We start from the raw sequence: 23,778 nt of genomic DNA, 5'->3' as shown, positions 1-23,778 counted from the left end.
TCATTTTTGAGGAAATGTTCAATGGAAATGAACGTTTTGGTGCTGGATGATGCGCAAATCAATATCACCTTGCTTTGCCGTCTTTTAGATAAGTTAGATCGCTGTAAATCCATCAGTTTTCTTGAGCCTGAGGCTGCGCTTTCCTGGTGCGGTTCCAATGTGCCAGATCTGGTGATGGTGGACTATATGATGCCCAGTATGAACGGGGTTGATTTCATTCGCCTGTTTCGCCAGCAACCGCGCTGTCAGGATATTCCTGTGCTGATGATTACGGCCAATGACGAGCTCGAATTACGTTATGAAGCTCTGGATGTTGGTGCGAACGATTTTCTGATTAAACCTATCGATAAAATCGAATTCCTTGCGCGAACTAAGAATATGCTGGCACTGCGTCGCAGTCAGCGTTTTCTTGAAGATCGTGCCAGCTGGCTTGATTCTGAAGTAGAAAAAGCAACAGCAGAAATACGAGCGCGTGAACGGGAAACAATTTTACGTTTGTCCAAAGCCGCAGATTCGCGTGATCCTGAAACGGGGGCACATATTATTCGCATGGCCAATTATTCTCGCATTATTGCCAGCCAACTTGGTCTTTCTGAAGAGGATCAGCAGTTACTTCTGGAAGCAGCGCCGATGCATGATATCGGGAAGGTTGGTATTCCTGACCATATCTTGCTCAAGCCCGGCAAGCTGACTGACGATGAATTTACCATCATGAAAAAACACACTACGCTGGGTTACGACATTTTGGCGGGAAGTCAGTCTGAAATGCTGAATGCAGGTGCAGTGATTGCCTTGGCTCATCATGAAAAGTTTGATGGAAGTGGCTATCCGAAAGGGCTGGCAGGGGATGATATTCCTTTGTTTGCCAGAATCGTTGCAGTAGCCGATGTGTTTGATGCACTGACTTCTGAGCGCCCGTACAAGCTTGCCTGGGACACAGAAAAAGCAATCGCTTTTTTAAAAGAAGGTTCGGGCAAACACTTTGACCCTCGTTGTGTCGACGCGTTCATGGCACGCTGGGATGAGATCATCCAGATTAAATCCACTTATACAGAGGATGAGCAGCAAACGCACGCTGGTCTTGAATCATAATTCTGGCCACTTGTTATCTGTTGGCTTCAAATCACACACGCCATTTCCGGATCGCAGCAATACGCATATGTTTAGCACTTGGTTTGCTTTGCTCCGGTTGAGTTAATGCATTAAGTACCAATACGCTTCATTGCTTTCCATACATTTTATTACGTACGATGTTACCCAAGCCACCTTAAGGACGGTATATGAACATAGCCCAGATAGTGTTGAAAAATATTCCTGAGGATTTCCATTTGTTAGGTCAGTTACAGGGTATTGATCCTCAGTTGGTATTCGTTTTTGGTGATGTCGCACATTTTGCTGATACCTCGTTGGCGGCTGAACTCCGACAGTATTTTCCTGAGGCGCAGTGCGTTGGGTGCACTACTGCAGGTGAAATTTCTGCTACAGGTGTCACTAATCGCTCTACCGTCGTTACTGCGATTCGTTTTGCAGAGGCACACTTCAACGTTGTTACGGCACAGCTTGAAAGCATGGAAACGTCATTCGATGCTGGCGTTGCTTTAGCGCGTAAGCTAAAGAGCCCAACGTTAAAGTCAGTGCTTTTGTTTGGGCAAGGAGTGCATATCAACGGTACCGCCTTGATTGATGGCTTAGTGAGCGTGTTGGGGAATACGATTGCTGTAAGCGGCGGGCTTGCTGGAGACAATGGTGCTTTCAGTAAGACATTCACATTGTCAAATCAGGGCATATCAACGAACGATATTGTTGCTGTTGGTTTTGAAGGTAACAGCCTGATGTTTGCACATGGTAGTTTCGGTGGCTGGAAACCTTTTGGTCCAACTCGCAAGGTGACTCGCTGTGTCGGTAATATTCTTTACGAACTTGATGGCACTCCTGCACTTGACGTTTATAAGCGTTATCTTGGCGAATATGCCAAAGATTTGCCAGGGTCAGGGTTATTGTTTCCTTTTGAAATGCTGACAGATCTGCGCGAATCCTTAGGACAGATAAGAACTATTTTAGGTGTTAATGAGAACGATGGCAGCTTGATCATGGCCGGTGCGATTAATCCTGACGGATATTTGCGTCTGATGCATGCGCATACAAATGATCTTGTCAGTGGCGCAGAGACTGCTGCGCAGGCCGTGATGGATGACATCGGTGCGTTCTCAGGACAGGCGCTTGCCTTGCTGGTCAGCTGTGTAGGGCGTAAATTAGTGATGGGCGGCAGAGTTGATGATGAAGTCGAAGCTGTACAGGAAATGTTGGGCTCCAATACAATGCTCTGTGGTTTTTATTCTAATGGTGAAATTGCGCCAGCTTACAAATTACAGCAGTGCAATCTGCATAATCAGACGATGACCATCACTTATCTGGCAGAGAAAAATTAATGACACACAAGCTGTCTTTGCGCCAGTACAAAAGGCTCTTCGGCATCCAGAATGAGTCGCAGCTGCACGCTGTTCTGACTGAATTAGAGACATTGTCTGGTACGGGCACCCTGAGTCCTGCTGCTGGTGCAATGCTCAAAGGAATGCGAGAGTATTTCATACAAGTTGACGAGTCATATCAGCAGGCAGATCGCGATCTGGAACTGGGGAAGCGCAGCCTGGAATTGAGTTCGAATGAACTTAGTCAGGCCAATGAAACCTTGCGTCAGAACGCAGATCGCCGCAGCCAGGTATTGCTCACACTGAAGCGCACGGTCAGCCAGTTGCTCGCCCAGTTAGGGCAACAAAATGAAATACTGCAAGCAACGGAGACAGACGACAGTATTGAGCATGTCAGTCATGTTTTGTCGGGTCTTGTCAATGAATTGCTCAGTACGCGCAGTGAGCTGGAAAAAGCCTTGTCTGCAATTAAAAAGCAGCAATTTGCACTGGACCAGCACGGTATCGTGAGTATTACGGATGCTAACGGCATCATTATTTATGCCAATGATAAATTTTGTGAGATCAGTCAGTTTTCACGAGAGGAATTATTGGGACAAAACCATCGCGTGGTCAATTCAGGATTGCATTCCAAAGAATTTTTCGCGGCGATGTGGGGCGTCATTTTGCAGGGCAAGGTGTGGCATGGAGAAATTCGCAATCGTACAAAGGATGGTAGTTTTTACTGGACCAGTGCAACGATTGTCCCGTTTATGGATGCTGATAACAAGCCGTATCAGATTGTTTCCATCCGTACCGATATTACTGAGCAGTTGTTGCTGAGAGAGGAAATACAATCTAGCCAGCTGTTGTTGCAAAATATCATGAATACCCTTGGCGAAGGGGTCTACACTCTCGATGCCAATGGCGTATGTACTTTCGTCAATGCAGAAGCAGAAAAAATACTGGGCTGGACTCTGGCAGAACTGTCCGGAAAACATTTGCACGACATGATTCATTCAATTAAGCCTGATGGATCGTATGTTTCGTCGGGCAATTGCGAGTTGAATCATGCGATTCTGGAGGGACGCGTTTATCGCTCTGATCTTGAATATTTTCAGCATAAATCGGGGTACTTATTTCCAGTATCAATTGTGGCGTCTCCTATTATGGAAGGCGGTCAGATCGTCGGATCGGTGGCTGCTTTTCAGAATATTACGTCGCGTATCGCGGCAGATAATGCATTACGGGAAAGTGAAACCAAGCAAAGAATGCTGCTGGATAATGCAGCTGATGCCGTGTTTGTTGCTTCATCTAATGAGTCATGGACATATGTGAATGATCTTGCGGTCAGTATGCTTGGCTATACGCGTGATGAACTAATTGGCATGAATATGTATCAGTTGTTACCTCCGGAGCATAGGTCAGCTGCACGCGTGCAATTTTTACCGAATATTCTTAACAATAAGCTGGTGCGGGAAGAGATACGCTTATTGAAAAAAAATGGCGACGTCGTTGCAGTAGAAATGAATGCAGCATTATTGCCCGACGGCAGTTTCTATGGTTCGTGCCGCGATATTACTGAGCGCAAACATGCTGAGATTGCATTGATCAAGGCAAAAGAAGGCGCTGAAGCTGCGAATAAGGCCAAGAGTGAATTTCTCGCGACCATGAGCCACGAAATCAGAACACCGATGAACGGCATTATTGGGATGACTGAACTGGCTCTGGATACGTCTCTGGAGCCTGATCAGCGCGAGTATTTAGAATTGGTTAAATTGTCCGCGTATTCTTTACTTGGCATTATTAACGATATTCTGGACTTTTCTAAAATCGAATCCGGTAAGGTTGTTCTTGAAAAAATTGATTTTCCCCTGCGTGAACTGATCGCCGCAACTTTAAAGGCAATGTCCGTCCGCGCTGCTGAAAAAGGTATAGAGCTGGTCTATAAAATTGACCCCAAATTACCATCAATGTTGACTGGTGATCCAGGACGCTTGCGACAAGTTATTACTAATCTTGTTGGTAATGCCATCAAATTCAGTGAACATGGCGCTATTACGCTTGATGTGCAGATCGCGCATGCATCGGGTGAGGATATTGATATTTATTTTGCCGTTACCGACCGCGGGATTGGTATTCCACCAGAAAAACTTAACAGTATATTTGATGCTTTCAGTCAGGCGGATGCTTCTACCACCCGGCGCTATGGCGGTACCGGACTTGGATTGACCATTTCCTCGCGCCTGGTTCAAAGTATGCAGGGCATCTTGAAAGTCACCAGTGAAGTGGGTACAGGCAGTACGTTTTACTTCACTATACGCCTTGGGATAAGTCATCAACAACTCGCGGAACATATGCCTATCAGCCTGACAGGGCGTACGGTATTGATTGTTGATGACAACGCAGTCAACCGTCACTTTTTTTACGACACCGTTAAAAATTGGAAAATGATTCCAATATTGGCGGAATCCGCCACCATTGCTTTGGATTTGGTGGCTCAGGCAAAAAACAGACAGCAGCCCTATGATGTAATTTTGCTGGATGCATGTATGCCGGGTATGGATGGATTTGAGTTCGCCAGAATTGTCCGTGCAGATCATGAGTCTCAGGGACAGAAAATGATCATGCTGTCGTCCGCTGCATCGAGTGAAGATGCGATTCAATGTCGTGAGATTGGTATCGAAGAGTACGTCAGAAAGCCGGTTAGTCAGAATGAGTTGCAGTATGCGATCGAAACTGTTCTGGCTAATGACTTGAAGCATCTGACCGTTGGTAGTGCAGTATCAATCAATAACGTGATTGCGCTTGAAGACAGCATGCACATCCTCATTGTGGATGATAATGTTGTAAACCAGAAACTGGTTATATCATTACTGGCTAAGTGGGGGCATACCAGTGATGTCGCTCACAATGGTTTGATGGCCCTGGATAAATTGAAAACTAACTCCTACGATATTGTCCTGATGGATATGCAAATGCCTGGAATGGGCGGTGTTGAAGCGACACAGCATATCCGCGCTGCAGAAACGGATGGCCAACATATCCCGATTATTGCCATGACAGCCAACGCAATGCAGGGAGATTGGGAACGTTGCCTTGATGCCGGAATGGATTATTATGTATCTAAACCGATCAATTCAGAGCGCTTAAGAGAACTATTGCACCAATGCAAAAAAACATCGGATATGCACCCTGCATCAGGGGATAACATGGAAAATATCTTGTCAGTACAAACAACAATGTCACATCAGATGCTTGAATACGATTATGAGCAGGCTTTGCAAACTGCCGATCTGGAGATCGTTGGTATCATCGGTTATTCTTTTTTAGATGATTGCCCTAAACAATTGTCTTCATTGAATGAGGCGGTGCAAAACAATGATGCAGAGTTACTGCATCGCACGGCACATACAATCAAAGGTCTGGTGGGTAATTTCAATGCTCAGCCTGCGGAAGAGCTTGCAAAAGAACTTGAACATAAAGGTAAAAGTAATAATTTTGACCAGGTAGCTCAGCTCTCTCAGGATTTACAGCGTGAACTGGAGAGAATGAATGCTTCCCTTAGAAAATACCTCGCAGAGCACGGTTGATATGCCTATTTTGCTTGTTCATTTGCCTGATTTACGGCTCGAATAAACGAGTTCATTGCTGGCTTCATGAACTGAATCAGTGGCCACTCAATAGTCCACGATATAGTTCGCGCAACAATTTGCACAATAACTCGGCGAATAAGTTGCACCGGGGGCAATGCAGACAGTGTGATCTGATTTTTTTGAGAAAAAAGCGACGGAAATAAATTCTATCGCTTTTTTAATATCACTGATGCAGTGCCATTCTCAGTTCCATTATCTGGCAATGGGCAGCGTACGTTCGATTAACCAGGCCTTTGCCGTACCAGATACTCTTGCTGATAAACGTTTTAAAACCGTTGCATGGTAGTGATTCAGCCATGCAATTTCATCATCACGCAGTAATTCCGTCAAAATGCATCGAGTGTCGATGGGACATAAGGTCAGTGTTTCAAATTCCAGATACTCGCCGAATTCTGTCTGCAATGAGGGTGTATTCAGTAACAAGTTTTCTATTCTTACTCCCCATTGACCAGGCCGGTAAATACCAGGCTCGTTGGAGGTAATCATTCCTACTTCCATGGCGGTATGCGGCTCTGCCATTGCACCTGAAATTGATTGTGGTCCTTCATGTACATTAAGGAAGTAGCCTACTCCGTGACCGGTGCCGTGACCATAGTTGATACCTTCAGCCCAGATAGGCGCGCGTGCAATGCTGTCGAGCATGGGGGAGAATGTGCCACGCGGAAAACGCATTTGAGACAAATTGATCATGCCTTTTAATATCAGCGTGAAATCACGTTTTTGCTCGCTACTTACCTCGCCGATAGGCACTACACGGGTAATGTCTGTTGTGCCATTCAGATATTGTCCACCCGAGTCGATGAGCAACAGACCATTGCCTTCAATAATCGCGTGAGATTCCTTGGTCGCACGGTAATGTGGCATAGCACCATTGCCATTAAATCCGGCAATCGTACCAAAGCTAGGTGAAATGTAGTGCGGTTGGCGCGCCCGCGCCGCGCAAATCTGTTCATCGATCGTTATTTCGGTGATAGTTTCTTTGCCTGATACTGATTCCAGCCAGCTGAAAAACTCACACAATGCCGCGCCGTCTTGCTCCATGGCTTCCCGTACAAACTGAATTTCCTGTGGATGTTTGCGAGATTTGGCAAATACGGAAGGATTGATTGCCTCAATGACCTGCACCGAAGCCGGAACCGCCTGGCTAAATCCGTGAGTGATGCGTCGCGGATCTATCAGCAGTCTGGCCTCCGCCGGTAAATTCCTCAAAGCTGTTTGTGCATCCTGATATCTGACGATATTGATACCGTCAGAAGCAAGTACAGCTTGTAAGTTTGCATTGATCTTTGCAGGAGATACAAAGAGTGTCGCCTTGTTGAGACCAATGAGTGCATGACTGATAAACACGGGGTTATAGCTCACATCAGAGCCCCGCAAATTAAATATCCAGGCAATGTCATCCACCGTAGAGACAAAATGCCAGTCAGCACCTTTGCTACGCATCGCTTCACGTATCAGGCTCAGCTTATCCTGCCGACTGATGACGGCAAACGGTGGCAAATGCTCAACAATGGGGGCTTCTGGTAAATCAGGTCGATTCGGCCAGATATTCTGGAGTAAGTCGTTGCCGGTATCGAGCTGGATTTTTTTTGCATGTAAGGCTGTGGCCAACAAGCGTGCAGTTGCGAGCCCCAGTACCATCCCATCGACACCAACAGTCTGGCCTTGCTCTACATGTTGTGCCAGCCAGTCTATATGAGCGGTTGCCGCTGCCGAGGCAATTTTCATCATCTGTATTCCTGTCGGCGCCAATTCTTTTTCTGCCTGACTCCAATAACGGCTATCGACCCATAACCCAGCAAAATTGGCGGTGACAACCAGTGTGCCGGCAGAGCCGGTAAATCCAGAAAAATAACTTCTGCCTTCCCAGCGTTCCGGTAAGTATTCCGATAAATGTGGATCGGCGGATGGAATGATGTAGGCATGAATACCGTGTTTTTGCATTGCCTGACGCAATTGCAAAAGCCGTGCTGGTATAGGAGAGGTAATCGCTGTTGAGCTTTGTGGGCTATTCATGTAAATGCTTTCCGGATAAGAAAGAGGTTGAGACTTCACTTATGGCGAAATGTTCCGGAAAAACGATTTTTCAATTGCCTGCCGGAGCAATGTGGTGCCATTGCCAAACAGTGAAATACACAACGAAATGTGCAATAAGATACGTAAGAGGATTCAATGACCAAGCGGATTGGATATGTTGCTGACCATTAATATTGCCTGATATGGCGGCAGTATAATGCAAAGAAAATTGCTGAAACTCTTCTATGCCTATTTCGTCAATTTTTTAAAAAACGACGCATAACATAGGGGGCAGCTTCCGCCGGATTGGCATGTGAGTATTCCAGTTCAGGAGCCAGTTCGAACTCATAAGCCGCATACAGATCGAGCAAGCGTGGCTGATCAATACGAACCCCAAGCCGCAATTCTCCTGCACCTGCAGTTTGCGCAGCATGAATAACTGCTTCTAGTAAATGTTGTGACAGTGCCTCGCCACGAAATGCTGGTAATACGCCCATTCTGCACATTTCCCAGACATTGGCATGATCGTCCAGCGGCAGCCAGCGTACTGAGCCTGCTGGCTCATCGTCAATCAGAAGAATAAATCCTCCACCTTGCAACAAATCGTGGGTCACACGCTCGGTGGTTTCACCATGTCCGCTGGAGCTGGAGGCAACTTTATTCGCCCAGCAAGAACGGGTAAGATGCGCAATTAATTGCGCATCGTCAGTACTTGCTTCGCGTATGACAATGTCCATGAATATCAGCGAACCCGCATACCCGGTTGGGCACCCGGCCAGGCTTCCAGAATGTACAGGCCTGGATTGGCTTTTTCATCGGCGGCTGACGCAGCCAACACCATCCCTTCGGACATGCCAAACTTCATTTTGCGTGGTGCCAGATTGGCGACCATCACGGTGAATTTGCCGATCAATTGTTCTGGTTGGTAGGCCGATTTAATGCCTGAAAACACGTTGCGTGTCTTGCCTTCACCCACATCCAGCGTCAGGCGCAGCAGTTTGTCGGAACCTTCAACGTGTTCACAATTGACGATTTTGGCAATGCGCAAATCGATTTTAGCAAAGTCATCGATCTTGATTTCCTCTGCCAGCGGTTCGATCGTGCTGGCTGTTGCAGACGCGACTCCGGTATCTGCAATCGGGGCAGTAACTACTGTCGGTGCATCAAATAATTGATCGAAAATCGCAAGGTCAACACGTTGCATCAGGTGAGTGTACGGATGAATCGTGTGCTGATCAGGCATTGGTGTATTCACATCTGCCCATTGCAGTGGCGCCAGATTCAGCTGTGCTTCGACTTGTGTGGCGAGCTTTGGTAATACTGGTTTCAGGAAAATCGTCAGTATGCGGAAAGCCTCCAGCAGGCGACTGCAAACTTCTTGTAGTTTGGCATCGTTTTCCGGCTTTTTCGCCAGTTCCCAAGGTTTGTTCGCGTCGACATAAGCGTTCACCAGATCCGCTTGCTCCATTGCGGCGCGCAAGGCTTTGCCGTATTCACGCGCTTCAAACAAGGCCTGAATTTCTGGCGCTGCATTGCGCAGATTGGCGAGGAATGCATCGTCAGATGTGGCCCATGCGGTACTGATGACGCCGTTGAAACGCTTACTGATGAAGCCTGCTGCGCGAGATGCGATGTTGATGTATTTACCGATCAGATCAGAATTGATGCGAGCAACGAAATCATCCGGATTCATATCTAAATCTTCGACTTTCGCATTCAGTTTAGCCGCGAAGTAGTAGCGTAGCCATTCCGGATTCATACCGATTTCCAGATATCGCAACGGCGAGATACCGGTGCCGCGTGATTTCGACATTTTTTCACCGGAGACCGTGACGAAGCCGTGTGCATAGACATTGTCCGGCGTTTTGTAGCCTGAAAATTTCAGCATCGCTGGCCAAAACAGCGTGTGGAAATAGGTAATATCTTTGCCGATGAAGTGAATTTGTTCGGTGGTCGGGTCGGCCATGAAGGCGTCGAAATCACGTCCGGTTTTGCCGAAATAATTTTTCAGCGAAGCCAGATAGCCGACTGGGGCATCGAGCCAGACGTAAAAATATTTACCTGGCTGATCTGGAATCTCGATACCGAAATAAGGAGCATCGCGGCTGATATCCCAGTCACCCAGACCATCTTCGCCTTCCAGCCACTCTTTGCATTTATTCGCGACTTCAGATTGCAGGCGGTTGTCTTGCAAAGCCCAGCCGCGCAGGAAATCCACACATTTCTGATCTGATAATTTGAAGAAAAAGTGTTCTGACGATTTCATGACTGGCGTAGCACCCGTCAATACGGAGTAGGGATTGACGACTTCAGTCGGTGCATACACGGCGCTACAGACTTCGCATGAATCGCCATACTGATCTTTGGCGCCACATTTCGGGCACTCGCCTTTGATGTAGCGGTCCGGTAGGAACATGTTTTTGACCGGATCATAAAACTGTTCGATGGTTTTGCTCGTGATGAAACCGGCTGCTTTCAGTTTGCGGTAAATGTCTTGCGACAGCGCATGATTTTCCGGACCGTCAGTTGAATGCCAGTTGTCAAATTGAATATGGAAACCATCCAGGTATTGCTTGCGTCCAGCGGCGATCTGCGCCACGAATTCTTGCGGCGTGATGCCCGCTTTTTCTGCGGCGATCATGATCGGTGCGCCGTGCGCATCGTCTGCACCGACGAAATGCACTTCGTTACCCGACATTCGCTGATGCCTTACCCAGATGTCAGCCTGGATGTATTCCATGATATGGCCAAGGTGGAAGGGCGCGTTAGCGTAAGGGAGGGCGGTGGTAACGAACAGCTTACGGGTCATGTTGATGCACTTTTTGATTAACGGACAAGGGCATTATTTTAACAGCGAAAGCGTCTGCCCAAGCGAGTTTGGCAAGTTCTGCTGCGCTCCTCCGGCTTGGTTGTGCAAGAGAGTACAGCCAAACCAAAGAAAAAATATTTTATTGACAATACTATTGAAGCTGCTGCGGCAAATATTTGCTTGCTGTGGCTGAGATAAATGCTGCGGTATCAGGTTGGGGGGAGGGGGGGCGATGTGCCAACTGGTATTGACGGCTACTATACTATCCACGCACCTTGTTGATAGACTTCTTCATCACCAAGCCTGACAGATTCCGTGATCGCAAAGACATCCACATGATGGCGTCCTTCACCTCGCTTGATATGTGGTTTGGCATAACTTCCATGCTTGGCTCCCAGCGAGAGGTGGATGCCACACATACGTTCATAGGTGCCAATGTCGCGTACTGTGCGGTCTTTTGAAAATGCGCGGTTCATACCAAATCCTAATTCACGCACCCAGACAACACCGTCATCAGCACGGATATTGGTCAGCACCTGATCAAATTCGGGATTGGAGTCGATAGTGTCAACCACTTGTCCTTGTTCGACAATCAGGGTGATAGGCTTTTCTGGTCGGTTTACCGTAAAAGTGGTGTCGCCAAAAACGAAGATTCTCACTTTGCCGTTCACAGTCGCAAGATCTTTTGCTTCAGTAAATACCTCTCCGATCGGAAATTGTCCGCCGATATTTTTCATCTCACTATAATCGCCGACATTCAGTTTTGCCGGTTCAAAGACGCTGGAGAACACTAATTGCGCGCCTTCGCCGCTATCAATGACACCGCAACTTGCCTGATCAATTTTTTGCTTTAATGCTTTCCCCGTCCCGCGATAATAAACAGGATCATAGGCAAGAGAGTCAATGTAATAGCACGCTTCCTGGCCTTGCATCCGACCCAGATGGGGATGTTCTATGACCTTCAGCGCTTTCTTGAATAACTCCACCCGCAAACGATAGGCTTCCAGCCTGAAGTTGGTCGTTTGTACCAGAATAACCAGATCGGATGCCTGCAATGCTGCCAGTTTGCTCAAAATGGTTTGCTGATCGGTCTGCTCGAAATGAATGAACTCCGCCTTTGGAAGGCAGTGACGGTAAGCTTCGGTCAGAGCGGCTGCCAGTTCACAACCCTCATCGTAGACAACGACAGCAGCATGTTCGTCAGAATGTTCAAATGCAATGCGCAGAATATCGCCCAGATAATGTGCTGCTTTACTCACTTCTGTTGCCGCCAATTGATCGAATGTTATATGCCGATCAGGACTGGTGCTGTGATTGTCGATGGTGGTTGCGGTATTGGTGCCGTCAGATAGGGAGTGTGTCATAAAGGTGTCGAAGCGTACTCGTGAGAGTGTAAGGCAGGCGATATCATCGCAAACCGCCATTTTAACGAATATGTCGCCTTGCTATGCATATTTGGATGGCTTGCGCAGATTGACGAAGCACAAAGCATGTGCGGAAGATTCCTGACCAGCGCCGGGAAGTTGGCCGTATCTGTGTGATCGTATAGCCGTGTCAAATGCATGGCTATCTGAAATAAGCTGTCTTTTTGCGCTAGACTTGCGGCATTGAATGGAGAATCGAATGTCTATCACTGCTGAAGTTATCAAAAATACCCTGTCTCAGGTTATCGATCCGAACACACAAAAAGATTTTATTAGCACCAAATCGGCTAAAAACATCCAGATTGATGGCGCTGACATCAGCCTTGATATCGAACTTGCTTATCCAGCCAAAAGCCAGCTTGACCTGATCCGAAAAATGGTGATCGCTGCCTTGCGTGCGATTCCCGGTGTAGGCAATGTCAGTGTGAATGTCAGCGTCAAGATTGTGGCACATGCGGTACAGCGCGGTATTAAGCTGATGCCGAATGTGAAGAATATTATTGCTGTGGCATCGGGCAAAGGCGGCGTCGGTAAATCGACAACCGCTGTCAATCTGGCGCTGGCACTGGCTGCTGAAGGCGCTGCCGTGGGTATTCTGGATGCCGATATTTATGGCCCATCCCAGCCGATGATGATGGGGATCAATGGCCGTCCGGAGACTGTGGACGGTAAAACCATGGAGCCGTTGGAAAATCATGGTCTGCAAGTATCTTCTATCGGTTTCATGATTGATCCGGATGAGCCTATGGTTTGGCGCGGTCCCATTGTGACACAGGCATTGCAGCAACTACTGGAGCAGACAAACTGGCGCGACCTTGATTATCTGATTGTTGATATGCCACCGGGGACCGGTGATGTCCAATTGACCTTGTCGCAAAAAGTGCCAGTGACCGGCGCAGTTATCGTGACGACGCCACAAGATATTGCTTTGCTGGATGCGCGTAAAGGGCTGAAAATGTTTGAGAAGGTTGGCATCCCGATTCTGGGTATCGTTGAAAACATGAGTATCCATATCTGCTCAAATTGCGGACATGCAGAACATATCTTTGGTCAGGGTGGTGGTCAGAAGATGTGTGCTGACTATGGTGTTGATTTCCTGGGCGGGTTGCCATTGACGATGGCGATACGTGAGCAGGCAGATTCAGGACGTCCTACTGTAGTAGCTGATCCTGATGGGCAGATTGCCGGTTTGTATAAAGAAATTGCACGTAAGCTGGCGATTAAAGTAGCGGAGAAAGCGAAAGATATGACCAGTAAATTCCCGACAATCAGCATACAAAATACCTGAGGTTTAATTTGTCTATCGTGATGATGATTGATGTGGCAGGTTGATATGTCTGATATGGCTGAAAATCAGGCGGACTCTCGTTTCATGGCAATGGCACTGGCACTGGCAGCCCATGCCACGATAGAAACATCACCCAATCCCAAAGTCGGTTGCGTTCTTGTGCGAGATGGCGTGGTCATTGGGCAGGGCTGGACGCAGCCCGTTGGGCAGGCGCACGCTGAAGTGCAGGCTTTGCGGGATGCGGCTGCCAATGGCAAAGATGTACGTGGCGCAACGGCGTACGTCACACTGGAGCCATGTAGCCATTACGGAAGAACGCCACCTTGCGCGAATGCACTGATTGATGCCGGTATTGCAAGAGTGGTCGCTGCCATTGGTGATGCCAATCCGCAAGTATCGGGGCGTGGATTGGCGATGTTGACGGAAGCCGGTGTGCAGACGCAATGTGGAGAAGATCCGGTACTCGCAGCGCAAGCCAGAGAGATGAATATCGGATTCTTCAAGCGCATGGAGACTGGTCGGCCTTGGGTGCGGGTCAAGCTCGCTGCCAGTCTGGATGGTAAAACTGCACTCCCAAACGGACGCAGCCAATGGATTACCAGCGCTGCAGCGAGACAGGATGGTCATTGTTGGCGAGCGAAGGCCGATGCAATACTGACTGGTATAGGTACCGTGCTGGCAGATGATCCTCTGTTGAATGTCCGTGGCGTAGAAACTCCCCGGCAACCGCTGAAAGTGGTCGTGGATTCGCAGTTGCGACTTTCTCCGAAAGCTAAGCTGCTGAGTGAAGGAACGACGCTGGTTGTTTGTGCTGACATGAATAATGAAAAACGGCAATTGCTTGAAGCCGCTGGTGTTGAGGTTGTTTGTTTTGGAAGCGATAACGGGCAAGTCGATTTGCCTGCGCTGCTTCAGGAGCTAGGTCGTCGTCAGATGAATGAAGTTCATGTTGAGGCAGGAGCGAAATTAGCTGGGGCATTGATCACGAATCATTGTGCAGATGAACTGATTATCTATCTTGCTCCCAAATTGCTCGGAGCTGGAGCGGGTTTGTTGGATTTACCAGAATTGCAGGTAGTGGATGATGCCAGGAGGTTAAGCGTGCGTGAGTTGAGTCAGGTTGGAGATGATATCCGCATATTGGCACGTTTTATTTAAGATAGCCTGCTATGGGACGTATAAAAAATGTGGCAACTGACACGGGAGCTGCATGAGTGCTAGTAGCTGGATTGTGAATGTTGTAAACGGTAAATAAATGGTCAATAGCAAAATGAAAAAAGGATCGTTGATTGCTCAACGATCCTTTTCAATTTTGGTCGGAGTACAAGGATTCGAACCTTGGACCCCCTGGTCCCAAACCAGGTGCGCTACCGGACTGCGCCACACTCCGAAACTACATTTAACTTTTACTTTTCAAACAATAAACTGAACGAAAAGTCGATAACAATTTATATTATTTGAAATAAAAGGGACCGTCTCAGACGATCCCTTAAAATTTGGTCGGAGTACAAGGATTCGAACCTTGGACCCCCTGGTCCCAAACCAGGTGCGCTACCGGACTGCGCCACACTCCGAAGACCTGAATTCTATCTTTCGACAGGGGCGTTGTCAATAGATTTGTCATTTTTGCCTGATAGATAAGGCGAGTTAAAGGGTTTTAAGACTTTCAAAAAAACGTGCCTGTTGCGTCAGCGGATCGGTAAATGAGATCGATTTTGCCAGCAATTGTAGCGGGGCTGAAAAATCATCTCCTTTGCAGGGAAGTGCATCAGGGTAAAAACTATCATTCACGATCGGCGCGCCCAAACTGGCGAGGTGAAGGCGCAATTGATGTTTTTTTCCTGTTCGTGGACTTAATTGATAAACATTATATCGACCGCGTTTTTCGTAAATATCTATCAGTGTCTCGGAATTGACTTCACCAGGCGCTTCTTGCATCACAAAAAAACGATCGCCATCCACCATGCGACTGCGATAATAAAAAGGAAAATCCAGATGCGTGAGTGCTGGTGCGATGGCATGATATATTTTACGCATTGCATGGCGCTGAAACATCGCTTGGTAAAGACCCCGGCTGGTGGGATTGTGCGAAAACAGCATCACGCCGGCAGTTTCCCTGTCCAGTCTGTGAATAGGTACTAGATGTTGAAGTCCTGTTTTCTTTCGCAACCTGACCAGCAGCGTTTCTTGTAAAAAACGACCGCCTGGTGTGACAGGAAGAAAATGAGGTTTATCGACGACCAGAAGATGCTCATCCTGAAACAAAATGATTTCTTCAAACGGAATGACAGTTTCATGTTCCAGTTCACGGTAATAATAGATGCACATACCGCGCCGGACTTCACTATGCGCCGACAGTGCAATACCGTGTGCATCAACGACTTCGTTTCTGGCTAATCGTGATCGCCAGACGGATTCGGCGACATCAGGAAACTGGAGTAACAAAAAACTCAGCAGATTGTTCCAGCGGCCTTCAGGGAGCCAGCAGTAACTGGGCGCGATGCCGTCGCGGACAGGAAGTGGAGATGACATGGAAATAAGTGATTTTTATTCTCTGGACGAAACTTTCCTTACTCTGCAATACTATCACGATGAAAACACACACTGAGCTTCCGTTTCTTGCCAGCATTATCATGCAACGTCTGCCAATCAATAATCCGTGGCAAGCGTATCAATGGAAATTGCTGGAAATTATTCCTGACATGCCCGGCACATCGGTACGTTGCCTGATGGATGGTGACGGGGAGCAGCGCTGGTTGTTTCCTGGTTTTTCGACACAGTTGTTTGCCGATGAAGCACCGGGTTATTTTTTAAATATCAGCTCTCCTGTTCCTTGCTGGTTTGTCATGTGGAGGATAGAGGACGTGAATGGCGCAGACATTGCTGTGCCTAAGTCTTTATCCCTTTCATACAATGAGGCAGCCCGGCTGATGGATGGCGGTGAGCAAGTCGAGACAGTGCCGTTATCGGATGATATTGCCCGTTGGCTTGCCGAATATACGCAAGAGCATTTTCAGCCTGAGGAGAAGCGTCCGCGCAAACGACCTTCGTTTGAAGGCGGTGAGGCAGTGGATAAAATGGCAAGAGCTGAAACCGATCCTCTGCTCAGGGAGCGAAAGCATGGCGGCTGAAGATTTTTTTAAACGTTGGTCGAGGCCGAGTCCGGAAGCTGATCGTGATTCTGCCAGCGCACCTGCGTCTGTGCAAAGCACCGTTTCCGGAAATATTCCACCTGCTTCTGCGACACTACAAGCAACTGTGTCGCAAGCTGTGGTGCAAGGAGAGCATTCATCTGAAGTCGCTCCGATTCCGACTTTGGATGATGTGGAAAAGCTGGAAGTGAATTCTGATTTCTCCAGATTCATGGCGAAGGATGTAGATGAAACTGTCAAGCGCTCGGCAATGAAAAAACTGTTTTCCAATCCTCATTTCAATATCATGGATGGACTGGATATTTACATTGGTGATTACAGTCAGCCAGATCCTTTGCCTCTGGGGATGTTGGAAAAAATTCTGCATGCAGAAACTTTATTGAATCCTCTTCAGCATTTGGAAGCGCCATTACAAACATTATTGGACTCAGAACGGGAGCGGGCGCAACAGCAACCAAAAGAGGAGCAAGAAGAGGAGCCAAAACCGCAAGACATCCAGCCTGATCTTGAAAAAACAGTGCCACATCAGACAGAGCAAGATGTCGAAAAGTACCTGGAACAAAATCATCCCGATAAGAGTGGAACTGCGATGGAGGAAATGGCTACGCCAGAGTTGTGTACTCCCGACACGCCATATCACCAGTGCGCCATCAAGCCAGATACCTTCGATGTTGCTCAGGTGAATAAGCATGGGACATCCGCGCAGTCAGATCAATGTCAACTGCCAATATCTGCACATTCCGCAGATCAAATTAAAAACGAGACAATGCCAGAATGAGTGCCCACATCAAAATTTGTAGCTGCAATAAAACGATGCCACTGAACACAGCGGCTATACGCTCACTTGCAGAGGCAACAGGTGCCGAGCATCTTGAGTTGACAGATATGCTGTGTCGGCGTGAGGTTGGACAATATCTGCAAGCGATCAGTGGCGACGATGAAGTGATTGTCGCATGTACGCAAGAGCGAGCCTTGTTTTCTGAACTTGCCCAGCAGTCACATGCACAAATCAAGTTTGTGAATGTGCGGGAGAAGGCTGGATGGGGACGAGATGCGCAACAATCGTTGCCTAAAATGGCAGCATTGTTAGCCGAAGCAGCTTTGCCAGATCCAGAACCAGTACCTTCCGTCAGCTATCAGTCGCAAGGTAATTTGTTAATTATCGGGACGGCAGAATCAGCCTTGTCGTGGGCACAAAAACTGTCTTCACAGCTGGATGTCAGCGTCTTGCTGACTGATGGCTTGGTGCGCGAGGAACGTTTATCTGAGCGCCGTTTTCCAGTCTGGTCAGGTCATGCCATCAAGCTTGAAGGCTATCTTGGCGCGTTCAAAGCCCAATGGTCACAGGCGAATCCGATTGATCTGGAAGTTTGTACACGTTGCAATGCCTGTATTGAGGTCTGTCCGGAGTCTGCGATTAACTTCAGTTATCAGATTGATCCTGATAAGTGCCGCAAACATCTGGATTGTGTCAAAGCATGCGGTACAGTCGGTGCAATCGACTTTAATCGTCTGGCCACTGACAGAAAAACGGAGGCCGATCTGGTGCTGGATTTGTCCCGTCAGCCTTTGCTCAAGATGTCCGATGTGCCGCAAGGCTATTTTGCTCCTGGCGCTGATCTGGCCAGCCAGTTTGATGCGGTGTTGCAGTTGATACAAATGACGGGTGAATTTGAGAAGCCGAAATTTTTTGTCTACAAAGAAAAACTCTGCGCACATAGCCGTAGTGCAAAGTCTGGTTGTAATGCCTGTCTGGATGTCTGTTCTACCAGCGCAATTTCGGCGGCTGGCGACAAAATACAAGTAAATCCCTACCTATGTGCGGGATGTGGTGCCTGTACTACCGTTTGCCCCAGTGGTGCTCTGAGTTACGCTTATATGCGGCCCACCGATACTGGGTTGCATGTCCGTACACTGCTGTCTTCTTTTTCCAAAGCGGGTGGAAAAGCTGCTGCTTTGTTATTTCATAGCAAGGAAGCTGGTGACCGCTTGCTTCAACAGGCTGGCCAGAATGTCAGTCAAGGCGGTGCTGGTATTCCTGCGCGTGTTATTCCACTTGCTTTGCATCATACGGCGTCCGTCGGGCTGGATATCTGGCTGAGTGCCATTTGTTATGGCGCTACTAATATTGTCATTCTGATGACAGAGGAAGAAGCGCCGGAATATCGGCAGGCTATCAGACAGCAGATTGAGCTGGCGCAAACGATATTGCAAGGGCTGGGCTACGCAGGACAGCACGTATCCTTGCTGGAGACCAGTGCGCCTAACGAATTAAGTAAGGCGTTATATGGTTTGCACGCAGCGCAAACGCCTGCCATAACAGCGACCTTTCATCTCGCTCAGGAAAAGCGCACATCCCTGGATTTTGCGATTGACCATTTGCGCAAATGTGCTCCCGCTCCAGTGGACGAAATTTCATTGCCATCCGGAGCGCTGTACGGCACTGTGACAGTCAATAAGGACGCCTGTACGCTATGCATGTCCTGCGTGGGTGCTTGTCCTGCCGCCGCATTGAGTGATAATGCGACGATGCCGCAACTACGGTTTATCGAGAGAAATTGCGTACAGTGTGGTCTGTGCGAAGCTACTTGCCCGGAAAAGGCGATTACGCTTACACCACGCTTATTACTGACTGAGCAGGCCAGGCAATTGCGCGTATTAAACGAAGCACAGGCTTACCATTGTATTCGTTGCGACAAACCGTTTGCGACAGCGCAGATGATGAATGCTATGTTAAAAAAGCTCAGTGGACACGGTGCATTTGCTGCCAATCTTGATCGTATCCGTATGTGCTCTGATTGCCGCGTTGTCGATATGATGCAAGCCAATGAACTGAAGCGCCCTCAATAACCGACGCCTTTATTTTCTATTAAGAATATCTGGACGCACACTACGGCATACCCATTACTTATGACAACAACGTCGCAAACAATTAAATTTGAAACCGCAGATCAAGGAGAAGAAACCGCCAGAGCCGATTTATACGGTTTACTGGCTACCTTGTTTTATGCAGCGCCGTCTGCTGATTTATTGTCGGTTCTGACATCTGCCAATACCGATGGTGACGGTGTATTGGGAGATGCTTGGGCGGATCTGATTCAGTTGGCGCGGACCATGAATGCCACGCAGATCTACGATGAATATGAAAGCTTGTTTATAGGTACCGGAAAGCCGGAAATTCTGCTCTATGGTTCTTTCTATCTAAGTGGTTTTTTGATGGAAAAACCCCTTGCTGCCTTGCGTGCAGACCTGCATCAGTTAGGTCTGGAAAGGGCTGGTCATATGGCCGAAACTGAAGATCATATTGCCTCTTTGTGCGAAGTCATGCGTTACCTGATCGCTTCTGACGATATTTTGCAGGCGAATCTGACGGTGCAAAAACAGTTTTTCAGTGCGCATTTACAAGCTTGGGTGATGGAGCTGTGCGACGTCATTATCAATCATCCAAGGGCGAAATTTTATGCTGTACTCGCACAATTATCGAAAGCTTTTTTTGCGATCGAAATGCAAGCGTTTGATATGGAATAAGGCATGTAGTAAGTGTTTCTACTTATTTCATGCAATTGGTAAAAATATTTAACAATTGCATCAACGAAATCGTATACGCTAAACAATCTGCGCAAGTTTCTCGTAAGCAGTTTTTTGTAAAGTCAATAAAGTAATCAGGAGACATGGCTGTCAAAGCCAGTATTGCTTATTAAAACAAAAATAATGTTGCTTCATGTGTGCGTACATACCTCGTTCTTGAGTTGTCACCTGCATACATGAAATGCAACATTTGTTTTGAGCATGTACTCGTTTGTCTCCGTGAGTATTAGTCATTCATCGGAGAGCAAGCATGGAACAAAAAATAAAACGTCGTGGTTTGCTGGGCGGGCTTGGTGTGGCTGCTGCTGCCATTGTGACTTTTAAAGCGACCCCCGTTATTCAAAAGCAAATCAAGGAAGTCATTGCGACAGAGCCGGAAGGTGATGGCTATCGCTTGACTGAGCACATCAAGAAATACTACCGTACCACCACTATCTGATAGCGAGGCGAGCTATGCTATTAACACGCAAGGGCGATGCAGCATCGCGCACAAACAACCGTTTTTCGTCTGGCCTGGCCGACACGCTGGCGCGTGCGCTGCCCACGATGGATCGACGTGGATTTCTGAAACGCTCTGGTATCGGCGTTGGCGCAGGAATTGCGGCTTCGCAGCTGGGGCTGATTCAGAAAGCGCGCGCCTCTGGTGCGGCGGGCGAAAAATCCGGCAACAGCAAGATCGAAGTCCGGCGCACAGTTTGTACCCATTGTTCTGTCGGCTGTGCGGTAGATGCCGTAGTAGAAAACGGCGTCTGGGTGCGACAGGAGCCGGTATTTGATTCCCCCATCAATCTCGGTGCACATTGTGCCAAAGGTGCTGCACTGCGCGAGCACGGGCATGGTGAATATCGTCTCAAATATCCGATGAAGCTGGTGAATGGTAAATATCAGCGCATCAGTTGGGATCAGGCACTGACAGAAATTTCTAATAAGCTGCTGGAAATTAAGAAAACTTCCGGCCCGGATTCTACTTTCTTCGTCGGTTCATCCAAGCACAATAACGAACAGGCGATGCTGCTGCGTAAATTCGTTTCTTTTTACGGAACGAATAATACCGATCACCAGGCACGTATCTGCCACTCCACCACGGTTGCCGGGGTGGCGAACACCTGGGGCTATGGTGCAATGACCAATAGCTACAACGATATGCAAAATGCGAAAGCCGCTTTGTATATCGGTTCCAATGCCGCTGAGGCGCATCCGGTATCAATGCTGCATCTGTTGCACGCCAAAGAAAATGGTTGCAAGGTGATTGTTGTCGATCCGCGTTATACCCGCACTGCGGCAAAATCGAATCAATACATCCGCATTCGCTCAGGCTCTGATATTCCGTTCCTGTACGGCATGATGTATCACATCTTCAAGAACGGTTGGGAAGATAAGCAGTACATCCATGATCGTGTTTATGGCATGGAGAAAATCCGCGAAGAAGTATTGAAATGGACGCCTGAAAAAGTCGAAGAGGCTTGCGGCGTACCCGAAGCGCAGGTGTATCAGGCTGCGGAAACGATGGCCTTGAATCGTCCCTCGACCGTTGTATGGTGCATGGGGCAGACCCAGCACACGATAGGTAATGCGATCGTGCGTGCATCTTGTCTGCTGCAACTGGTGCTCGGTAATATCGGTAAATCCGGTGGTGGTACCAATATCTTCCGCGGCCATGACAACGTGCAGGGCGCAACTGACGTGGGTCCGAACCCTGATTCATTGCCAGGCTATTTCGGTCTGGCGGCGGGAGCCTGGAAACACTGGTGCAATGTCTGGGGTGTGGATTACGAATGGGTCAAGAAGCAGTTTGCGTCACAGGCCATGATGGAAAAATCTGGCACCACGGTATCGCGCTGGATCGATGCGGTGCTGGAAAAGAGTGAACTGATTGATCAGGAAAACAGCGTCAAGGCGATGGTATTCTGGGGTCATGCGCCGAACTCCCAGACCCGTGGTCTGGAAATGAAAAAAGCGTTTGATAAGCTCGACATGCTGGTCGTGATTGATCCTTATCCTTCGGCGACGGCAGCGATGGCAGCCATGAAAGTTGATGGACAGGAACTCAACCCCAAGCGTCAGGTGTATCTGCTTCCGGCTGCTACACAGTTCGAGACCTCCGGTTCGGTCACCGCGTCCAACCGTTCTATTCAATGGCGTGAAAAAGTCATCGAGCCGCTGTTTGAATCCCGTACTGACCACATGATCATGTATCAATTGGCAGAGAAGCTTGGTTTTGCCAAAGAACTGGTTGCCAAATTAAAAATGGTGCCAGGCAAGGGCGGCATGATGGAGCCGGAAACAGAATCGATCCTGCGTGAAATCAACCGTGGTAGTTGGACTATTGGTTACACCGGCCAGTCGCCGGAGCGCCTGAAGGCGCACATGCGCAATATGCATCTATTTGACGTAAAAACGCTCAAGTGCAAGGGCGGCAAGGATGCAGAAACTGGTTATGACATGACCGGTGATTATTTTGGCTTGCCGTGGCCTTGTTATGGAACGCCTGAGCTGAAGCACCCGGGGTCGCCAAATTTATACGACACCTCTAAACACGTGATGGATGGCGGCGGTAATTTCCGCGCCAATTTTGGGGTGGAGCGTGATGGCGTCAGCCTGCTGGCAGAAGATGGCTCGCACTCACTCGGCGCAGACATCACCACAGGTTATCCGGAATTTGATCACATTTTGTTGAAAAAACTGGGCTGGTGGGACGATCTGACGGAAGCGGAGAAAAAAGCTGCCGAAGGTAAAAATTGGAAGACGGATTTGTCCGGCGGCATTCAGCGTGTGGTTATGAAAGTGCATGGTTGTCACCCATTTGGTAACGCGAAAGCGCGCGCCGTGGTCTGGAATTTCCCTGATCCGGTTCCACAACATCGTGAGCCTTTGTTTGGCACCCGTCCTGACCTGGTAGCGAAGTATCCGACGCATGACGATAAAAAATCTTTCTGGCGTTTGCCAACCTTGTATAAATCTGTTCAACAGAAAAATGTTGAAGCCAAATTGTATGAGAAATTTCCTATCATTCTCACTTCCGGTCGTTTGGTGGAATACGAAGGTGGTGGCGAGGAAACTCGTTCCAATCCATGGCTGGCAGAGTTGCAGCAGGAAAATTTTGTTGAACTGAATCCGAAGGCGGCATCTGATCGTGGTATCCGGAATGGTGAATTTGTCATCGTCTCAACGCCGACCGGTGCGCGCATCAAGGTGCGAGCGCTGGTAACACCGCGTGTGGCCGAAGATACTGCATTTATTCCATTCCACTTCTCTGGATGGTGGCAGGGCAAGGATATGAAAGAGTTTTATCCTGAAGGTGCAATGCCGATTGTGCGTGGCGAAGCGGTGAATACCGCAACGACTTACGGCTATGACGTGGTGACGATGATGCAGGAAACCAAGACCACGATTTGTAATATCGAACGGTTCTCAGCGTAATTTCACAGGAGAAAAAA

General features: G+C 48.2%; 16 protein-coding genes and 2 tRNA genes. 11 read left to right on the top strand and 7 right to left on the bottom strand.

What is annotated here, in order from left to right:
* Positions 1–21 precede the first annotated feature (21 nt).
* The 3 genes from ACO0LB_RS08025 to ACO0LB_RS08015 all read left to right on the top strand — a co-directional run bounded on the left by ACO0LB_RS08025 (position 22) and on the right by ACO0LB_RS08015 (position 6,001).
* Positions 22–1,092: an HD domain-containing phosphohydrolase gene (locus ACO0LB_RS08025; protein ID WP_423048260.1), complete on the top strand. Its 1,071-nt coding sequence runs from the start codon at positions 22–24 to the stop codon at positions 1,090–1,092.
* Between the two features lie 188 nt (positions 1,093–1,280).
* Positions 1,281–2,429 (top strand): FIST signal transduction protein, encoded by a 1,149-nt coding sequence (locus ACO0LB_RS08020; protein ID WP_423048258.1) that lies wholly within the window; start codon positions 1,281–1,283, stop codon positions 2,427–2,429.
* Positions 2,429–6,001, top strand: coding sequence for a PAS domain S-box protein (locus tag ACO0LB_RS08015; RefSeq protein ID WP_423048256.1), 3,573 nt, complete (start codon positions 2,429–2,431; stop codon positions 5,999–6,001). The genes ACO0LB_RS08020 and ACO0LB_RS08015 overlap by 1 nt, the downstream gene beginning before the upstream one ends.
* Before the next feature lie 255 nt (positions 6,002–6,256).
* Here the strand turns inward: ACO0LB_RS08015 and ACO0LB_RS08010 are convergent, their stop codons facing one another.
* The 4 genes from ACO0LB_RS08010 to ACO0LB_RS07995 form a co-directional block, all read right to left on the bottom strand.
* Entirely contained in the window at positions 6,257–8,080 is a 1,824-nt protein-coding gene (locus ACO0LB_RS08010) for an aminopeptidase P family protein (protein WP_423048254.1), read from the bottom strand.
* A 257-nt stretch (positions 8,081–8,337) separates the two neighbouring features.
* Positions 8,338–8,817: a GNAT family N-acetyltransferase gene (locus ACO0LB_RS08005; RefSeq protein ID WP_423048252.1), complete on the bottom strand. Its 480-nt coding sequence runs from the start codon at positions 8,815–8,817 to the stop codon at positions 8,338–8,340.
* A 5-nt stretch (positions 8,818–8,822) separates the two neighbouring features.
* Positions 8,823–10,889, bottom strand: a complete 2,067-nt coding sequence (metG, locus tag ACO0LB_RS08000; protein WP_423048250.1) for a methionine--tRNA ligase — start codon at positions 10,887–10,889, stop codon at positions 8,823–8,825.
* A 257-nt stretch (positions 10,890–11,146) separates the two neighbouring features.
* Positions 11,147–12,253 carry a hypothetical protein gene (locus tag ACO0LB_RS07995; RefSeq protein WP_423048248.1) on the bottom strand — a complete coding sequence of 369 codons (1,107 nt, stop codon included), beginning with the start codon at positions 12,251–12,253 and terminating at the stop codon, positions 11,147–11,149.
* 259 nt (positions 12,254–12,512) lie between these two features.
* Between ACO0LB_RS07995 and apbC the strand changes: the two genes are divergently transcribed.
* Both apbC and ribD read left to right on the top strand, forming a co-directional pair.
* Positions 12,513–13,601: an iron-sulfur cluster carrier protein ApbC gene (apbC, locus tag ACO0LB_RS07990; RefSeq protein WP_423048246.1), complete on the top strand. Its 1,089-nt coding sequence runs from the start codon at positions 12,513–12,515 to the stop codon at positions 13,599–13,601.
* A gap of 45 nt (positions 13,602–13,646) precedes the next feature.
* Positions 13,647–14,759: a bifunctional diaminohydroxyphosphoribosylaminopyrimidine deaminase/5-amino-6-(5-phosphoribosylamino)uracil reductase RibD gene (gene ribD / locus ACO0LB_RS07985; RefSeq protein WP_423048244.1), complete on the top strand. Its 1,113-nt coding sequence runs from the start codon at positions 13,647–13,649 to the stop codon at positions 14,757–14,759.
* Positions 14,760–14,914: 155 nt separating this feature from the next.
* Here the strand turns inward: ribD and ACO0LB_RS07980 are convergent.
* The 3 genes from ACO0LB_RS07980 to ACO0LB_RS07970 form a co-directional block, all read right to left on the bottom strand.
* Positions 14,915–14,991: transfer RNA gene (locus tag ACO0LB_RS07980), tRNA-Pro, on the bottom strand.
* A gap of 107 nt (positions 14,992–15,098) precedes the next feature.
* Positions 15,099–15,175: transfer RNA gene (locus ACO0LB_RS07975), tRNA-Pro, on the bottom strand.
* A gap of 73 nt (positions 15,176–15,248) precedes the next feature.
* Entirely contained in the window at positions 15,249–16,133 is an 885-nt protein-coding gene (locus ACO0LB_RS07970; protein WP_423048242.1) for a pseudouridine synthase, read from the bottom strand.
* A gap of 59 nt (positions 16,134–16,192) precedes the next feature.
* On the opposite strand from ACO0LB_RS07970, the gene ACO0LB_RS07965 reads away from it, so the two are divergent.
* From ACO0LB_RS07965 to ACO0LB_RS07940, 6 genes are all read left to right on the top strand, one after another.
* Complete coding sequence (locus tag ACO0LB_RS07965) at positions 16,193–16,732, top strand: DUF3305 domain-containing protein (RefSeq protein ID WP_423048240.1); 540 nt, start codon at positions 16,193–16,195, stop codon at positions 16,730–16,732.
* The gene (locus ACO0LB_RS07960) at positions 16,722–17,531 is read left to right on the top strand and encodes a DUF3306 domain-containing protein (RefSeq protein WP_423048238.1); all 810 of its coding nucleotides are present in this window, start codon (positions 16,722–16,724) and stop codon (positions 17,529–17,531) included. The genes ACO0LB_RS07965 and ACO0LB_RS07960 overlap by 11 nt, the downstream gene beginning before the upstream one ends.
* A 35-nt stretch (positions 17,532–17,566) precedes the next feature.
* Positions 17,567–19,603 carry a 4Fe-4S binding protein gene (locus tag ACO0LB_RS07955; RefSeq protein WP_423048236.1) on the top strand — a complete coding sequence of 679 codons (2,037 nt, stop codon included), beginning with the start codon at positions 17,567–17,569 and terminating at the stop codon, positions 19,601–19,603.
* A gap of 60 nt (positions 19,604–19,663) precedes the next feature.
* A complete protein-coding gene (locus ACO0LB_RS07950; protein ID WP_423048234.1) occupies positions 19,664–20,281 on the top strand; it encodes a TorD/DmsD family molecular chaperone in 618 nt (205 codons plus the stop codon).
* A 310-nt stretch (positions 20,282–20,591) separates the two neighbouring features.
* Positions 20,592–20,780, top strand: a complete 189-nt coding sequence (locus ACO0LB_RS07945) for a hypothetical protein (protein ID WP_423048232.1) — start codon at positions 20,592–20,594, stop codon at positions 20,778–20,780.
* A 14-nt stretch (positions 20,781–20,794) separates the two neighbouring features.
* Positions 20,795–23,761, top strand: a complete 2,967-nt coding sequence (locus tag ACO0LB_RS07940; RefSeq protein WP_423048230.1) for a formate dehydrogenase subunit alpha — start codon at positions 20,795–20,797, stop codon at positions 23,759–23,761.
* Positions 23,762–23,778 lie beyond the last annotated feature (17 nt).

This window comes from Undibacterium sp. SXout7W (assembly GCF_049339385.1).
GTDB lineage: Bacteria > Pseudomonadota > Gammaproteobacteria > Burkholderiales > Burkholderiaceae_D > Undibacterium.
The sequence above is the reverse complement of the archived record's forward strand: the minus strand, read 5'-3'. Positions and strand labels throughout refer to the sequence as shown.

Bases quoted from the DNA above. Each gene is read 5' to 3' on its own strand.
- ACO0LB_RS08025 (WP_423048260.1), top strand. From the start codon at position 22: ATGGAAATGAACGTTTTGGTGCTGGATGATGCGCAAATCAATATCACC.
- ACO0LB_RS08020 (WP_423048258.1), top strand. From the start codon at position 1,281: ATGAACATAGCCCAGATAGTGTTGAAAAATATTCCTGAGGATTTCCAT.
- ACO0LB_RS08015 (WP_423048256.1), top strand. From the start codon at position 2,429: ATGACACACAAGCTGTCTTTGCGCCAGTACAAAAGGCTCTTCGGCATC.
- ACO0LB_RS08010 (WP_423048254.1), bottom strand. From the start codon at position 8,080: ATGAATAGCCCACAAAGCTCAACAGCGATTACCTCTCCTATACCAGCA.
- ACO0LB_RS08005 (WP_423048252.1), bottom strand. From the start codon at position 8,817: ATGGACATTGTCATACGCGAAGCAAGTACTGACGATGCGCAATTAATT.
- metG (WP_423048250.1), bottom strand. From the start codon at position 10,889: ATGACCCGTAAGCTGTTCGTTACCACCGCCCTCCCTTACGCTAACGCG.
- ACO0LB_RS07995 (WP_423048248.1), bottom strand. From the start codon at position 12,253: ATGACACACTCCCTATCTGACGGCACCAATACCGCAACCACCATCGAC.
- apbC (WP_423048246.1), top strand. From the start codon at position 12,513: ATGTCTATCACTGCTGAAGTTATCAAAAATACCCTGTCTCAGGTTATC.
- ribD (WP_423048244.1), top strand. From the start codon at position 13,647: ATGTCTGATATGGCTGAAAATCAGGCGGACTCTCGTTTCATGGCAATG.
- ACO0LB_RS07970 (WP_423048242.1), bottom strand. From the start codon at position 16,133: ATGTCATCTCCACTTCCTGTCCGCGACGGCATCGCGCCCAGTTACTGC.
- ACO0LB_RS07965 (WP_423048240.1), top strand. From the start codon at position 16,193: ATGAAAACACACACTGAGCTTCCGTTTCTTGCCAGCATTATCATGCAA.
- ACO0LB_RS07960 (WP_423048238.1), top strand. From the start codon at position 16,722: ATGGCGGCTGAAGATTTTTTTAAACGTTGGTCGAGGCCGAGTCCGGAA.
- ACO0LB_RS07955 (WP_423048236.1), top strand. From the start codon at position 17,567: ATGCCACTGAACACAGCGGCTATACGCTCACTTGCAGAGGCAACAGGT.
- ACO0LB_RS07950 (WP_423048234.1), top strand. From the start codon at position 19,664: ATGACAACAACGTCGCAAACAATTAAATTTGAAACCGCAGATCAAGGA.
- ACO0LB_RS07945 (WP_423048232.1), top strand. From the start codon at position 20,592: ATGGAACAAAAAATAAAACGTCGTGGTTTGCTGGGCGGGCTTGGTGTG.
- ACO0LB_RS07940 (WP_423048230.1), top strand. From the start codon at position 20,795: ATGCTATTAACACGCAAGGGCGATGCAGCATCGCGCACAAACAACCGT.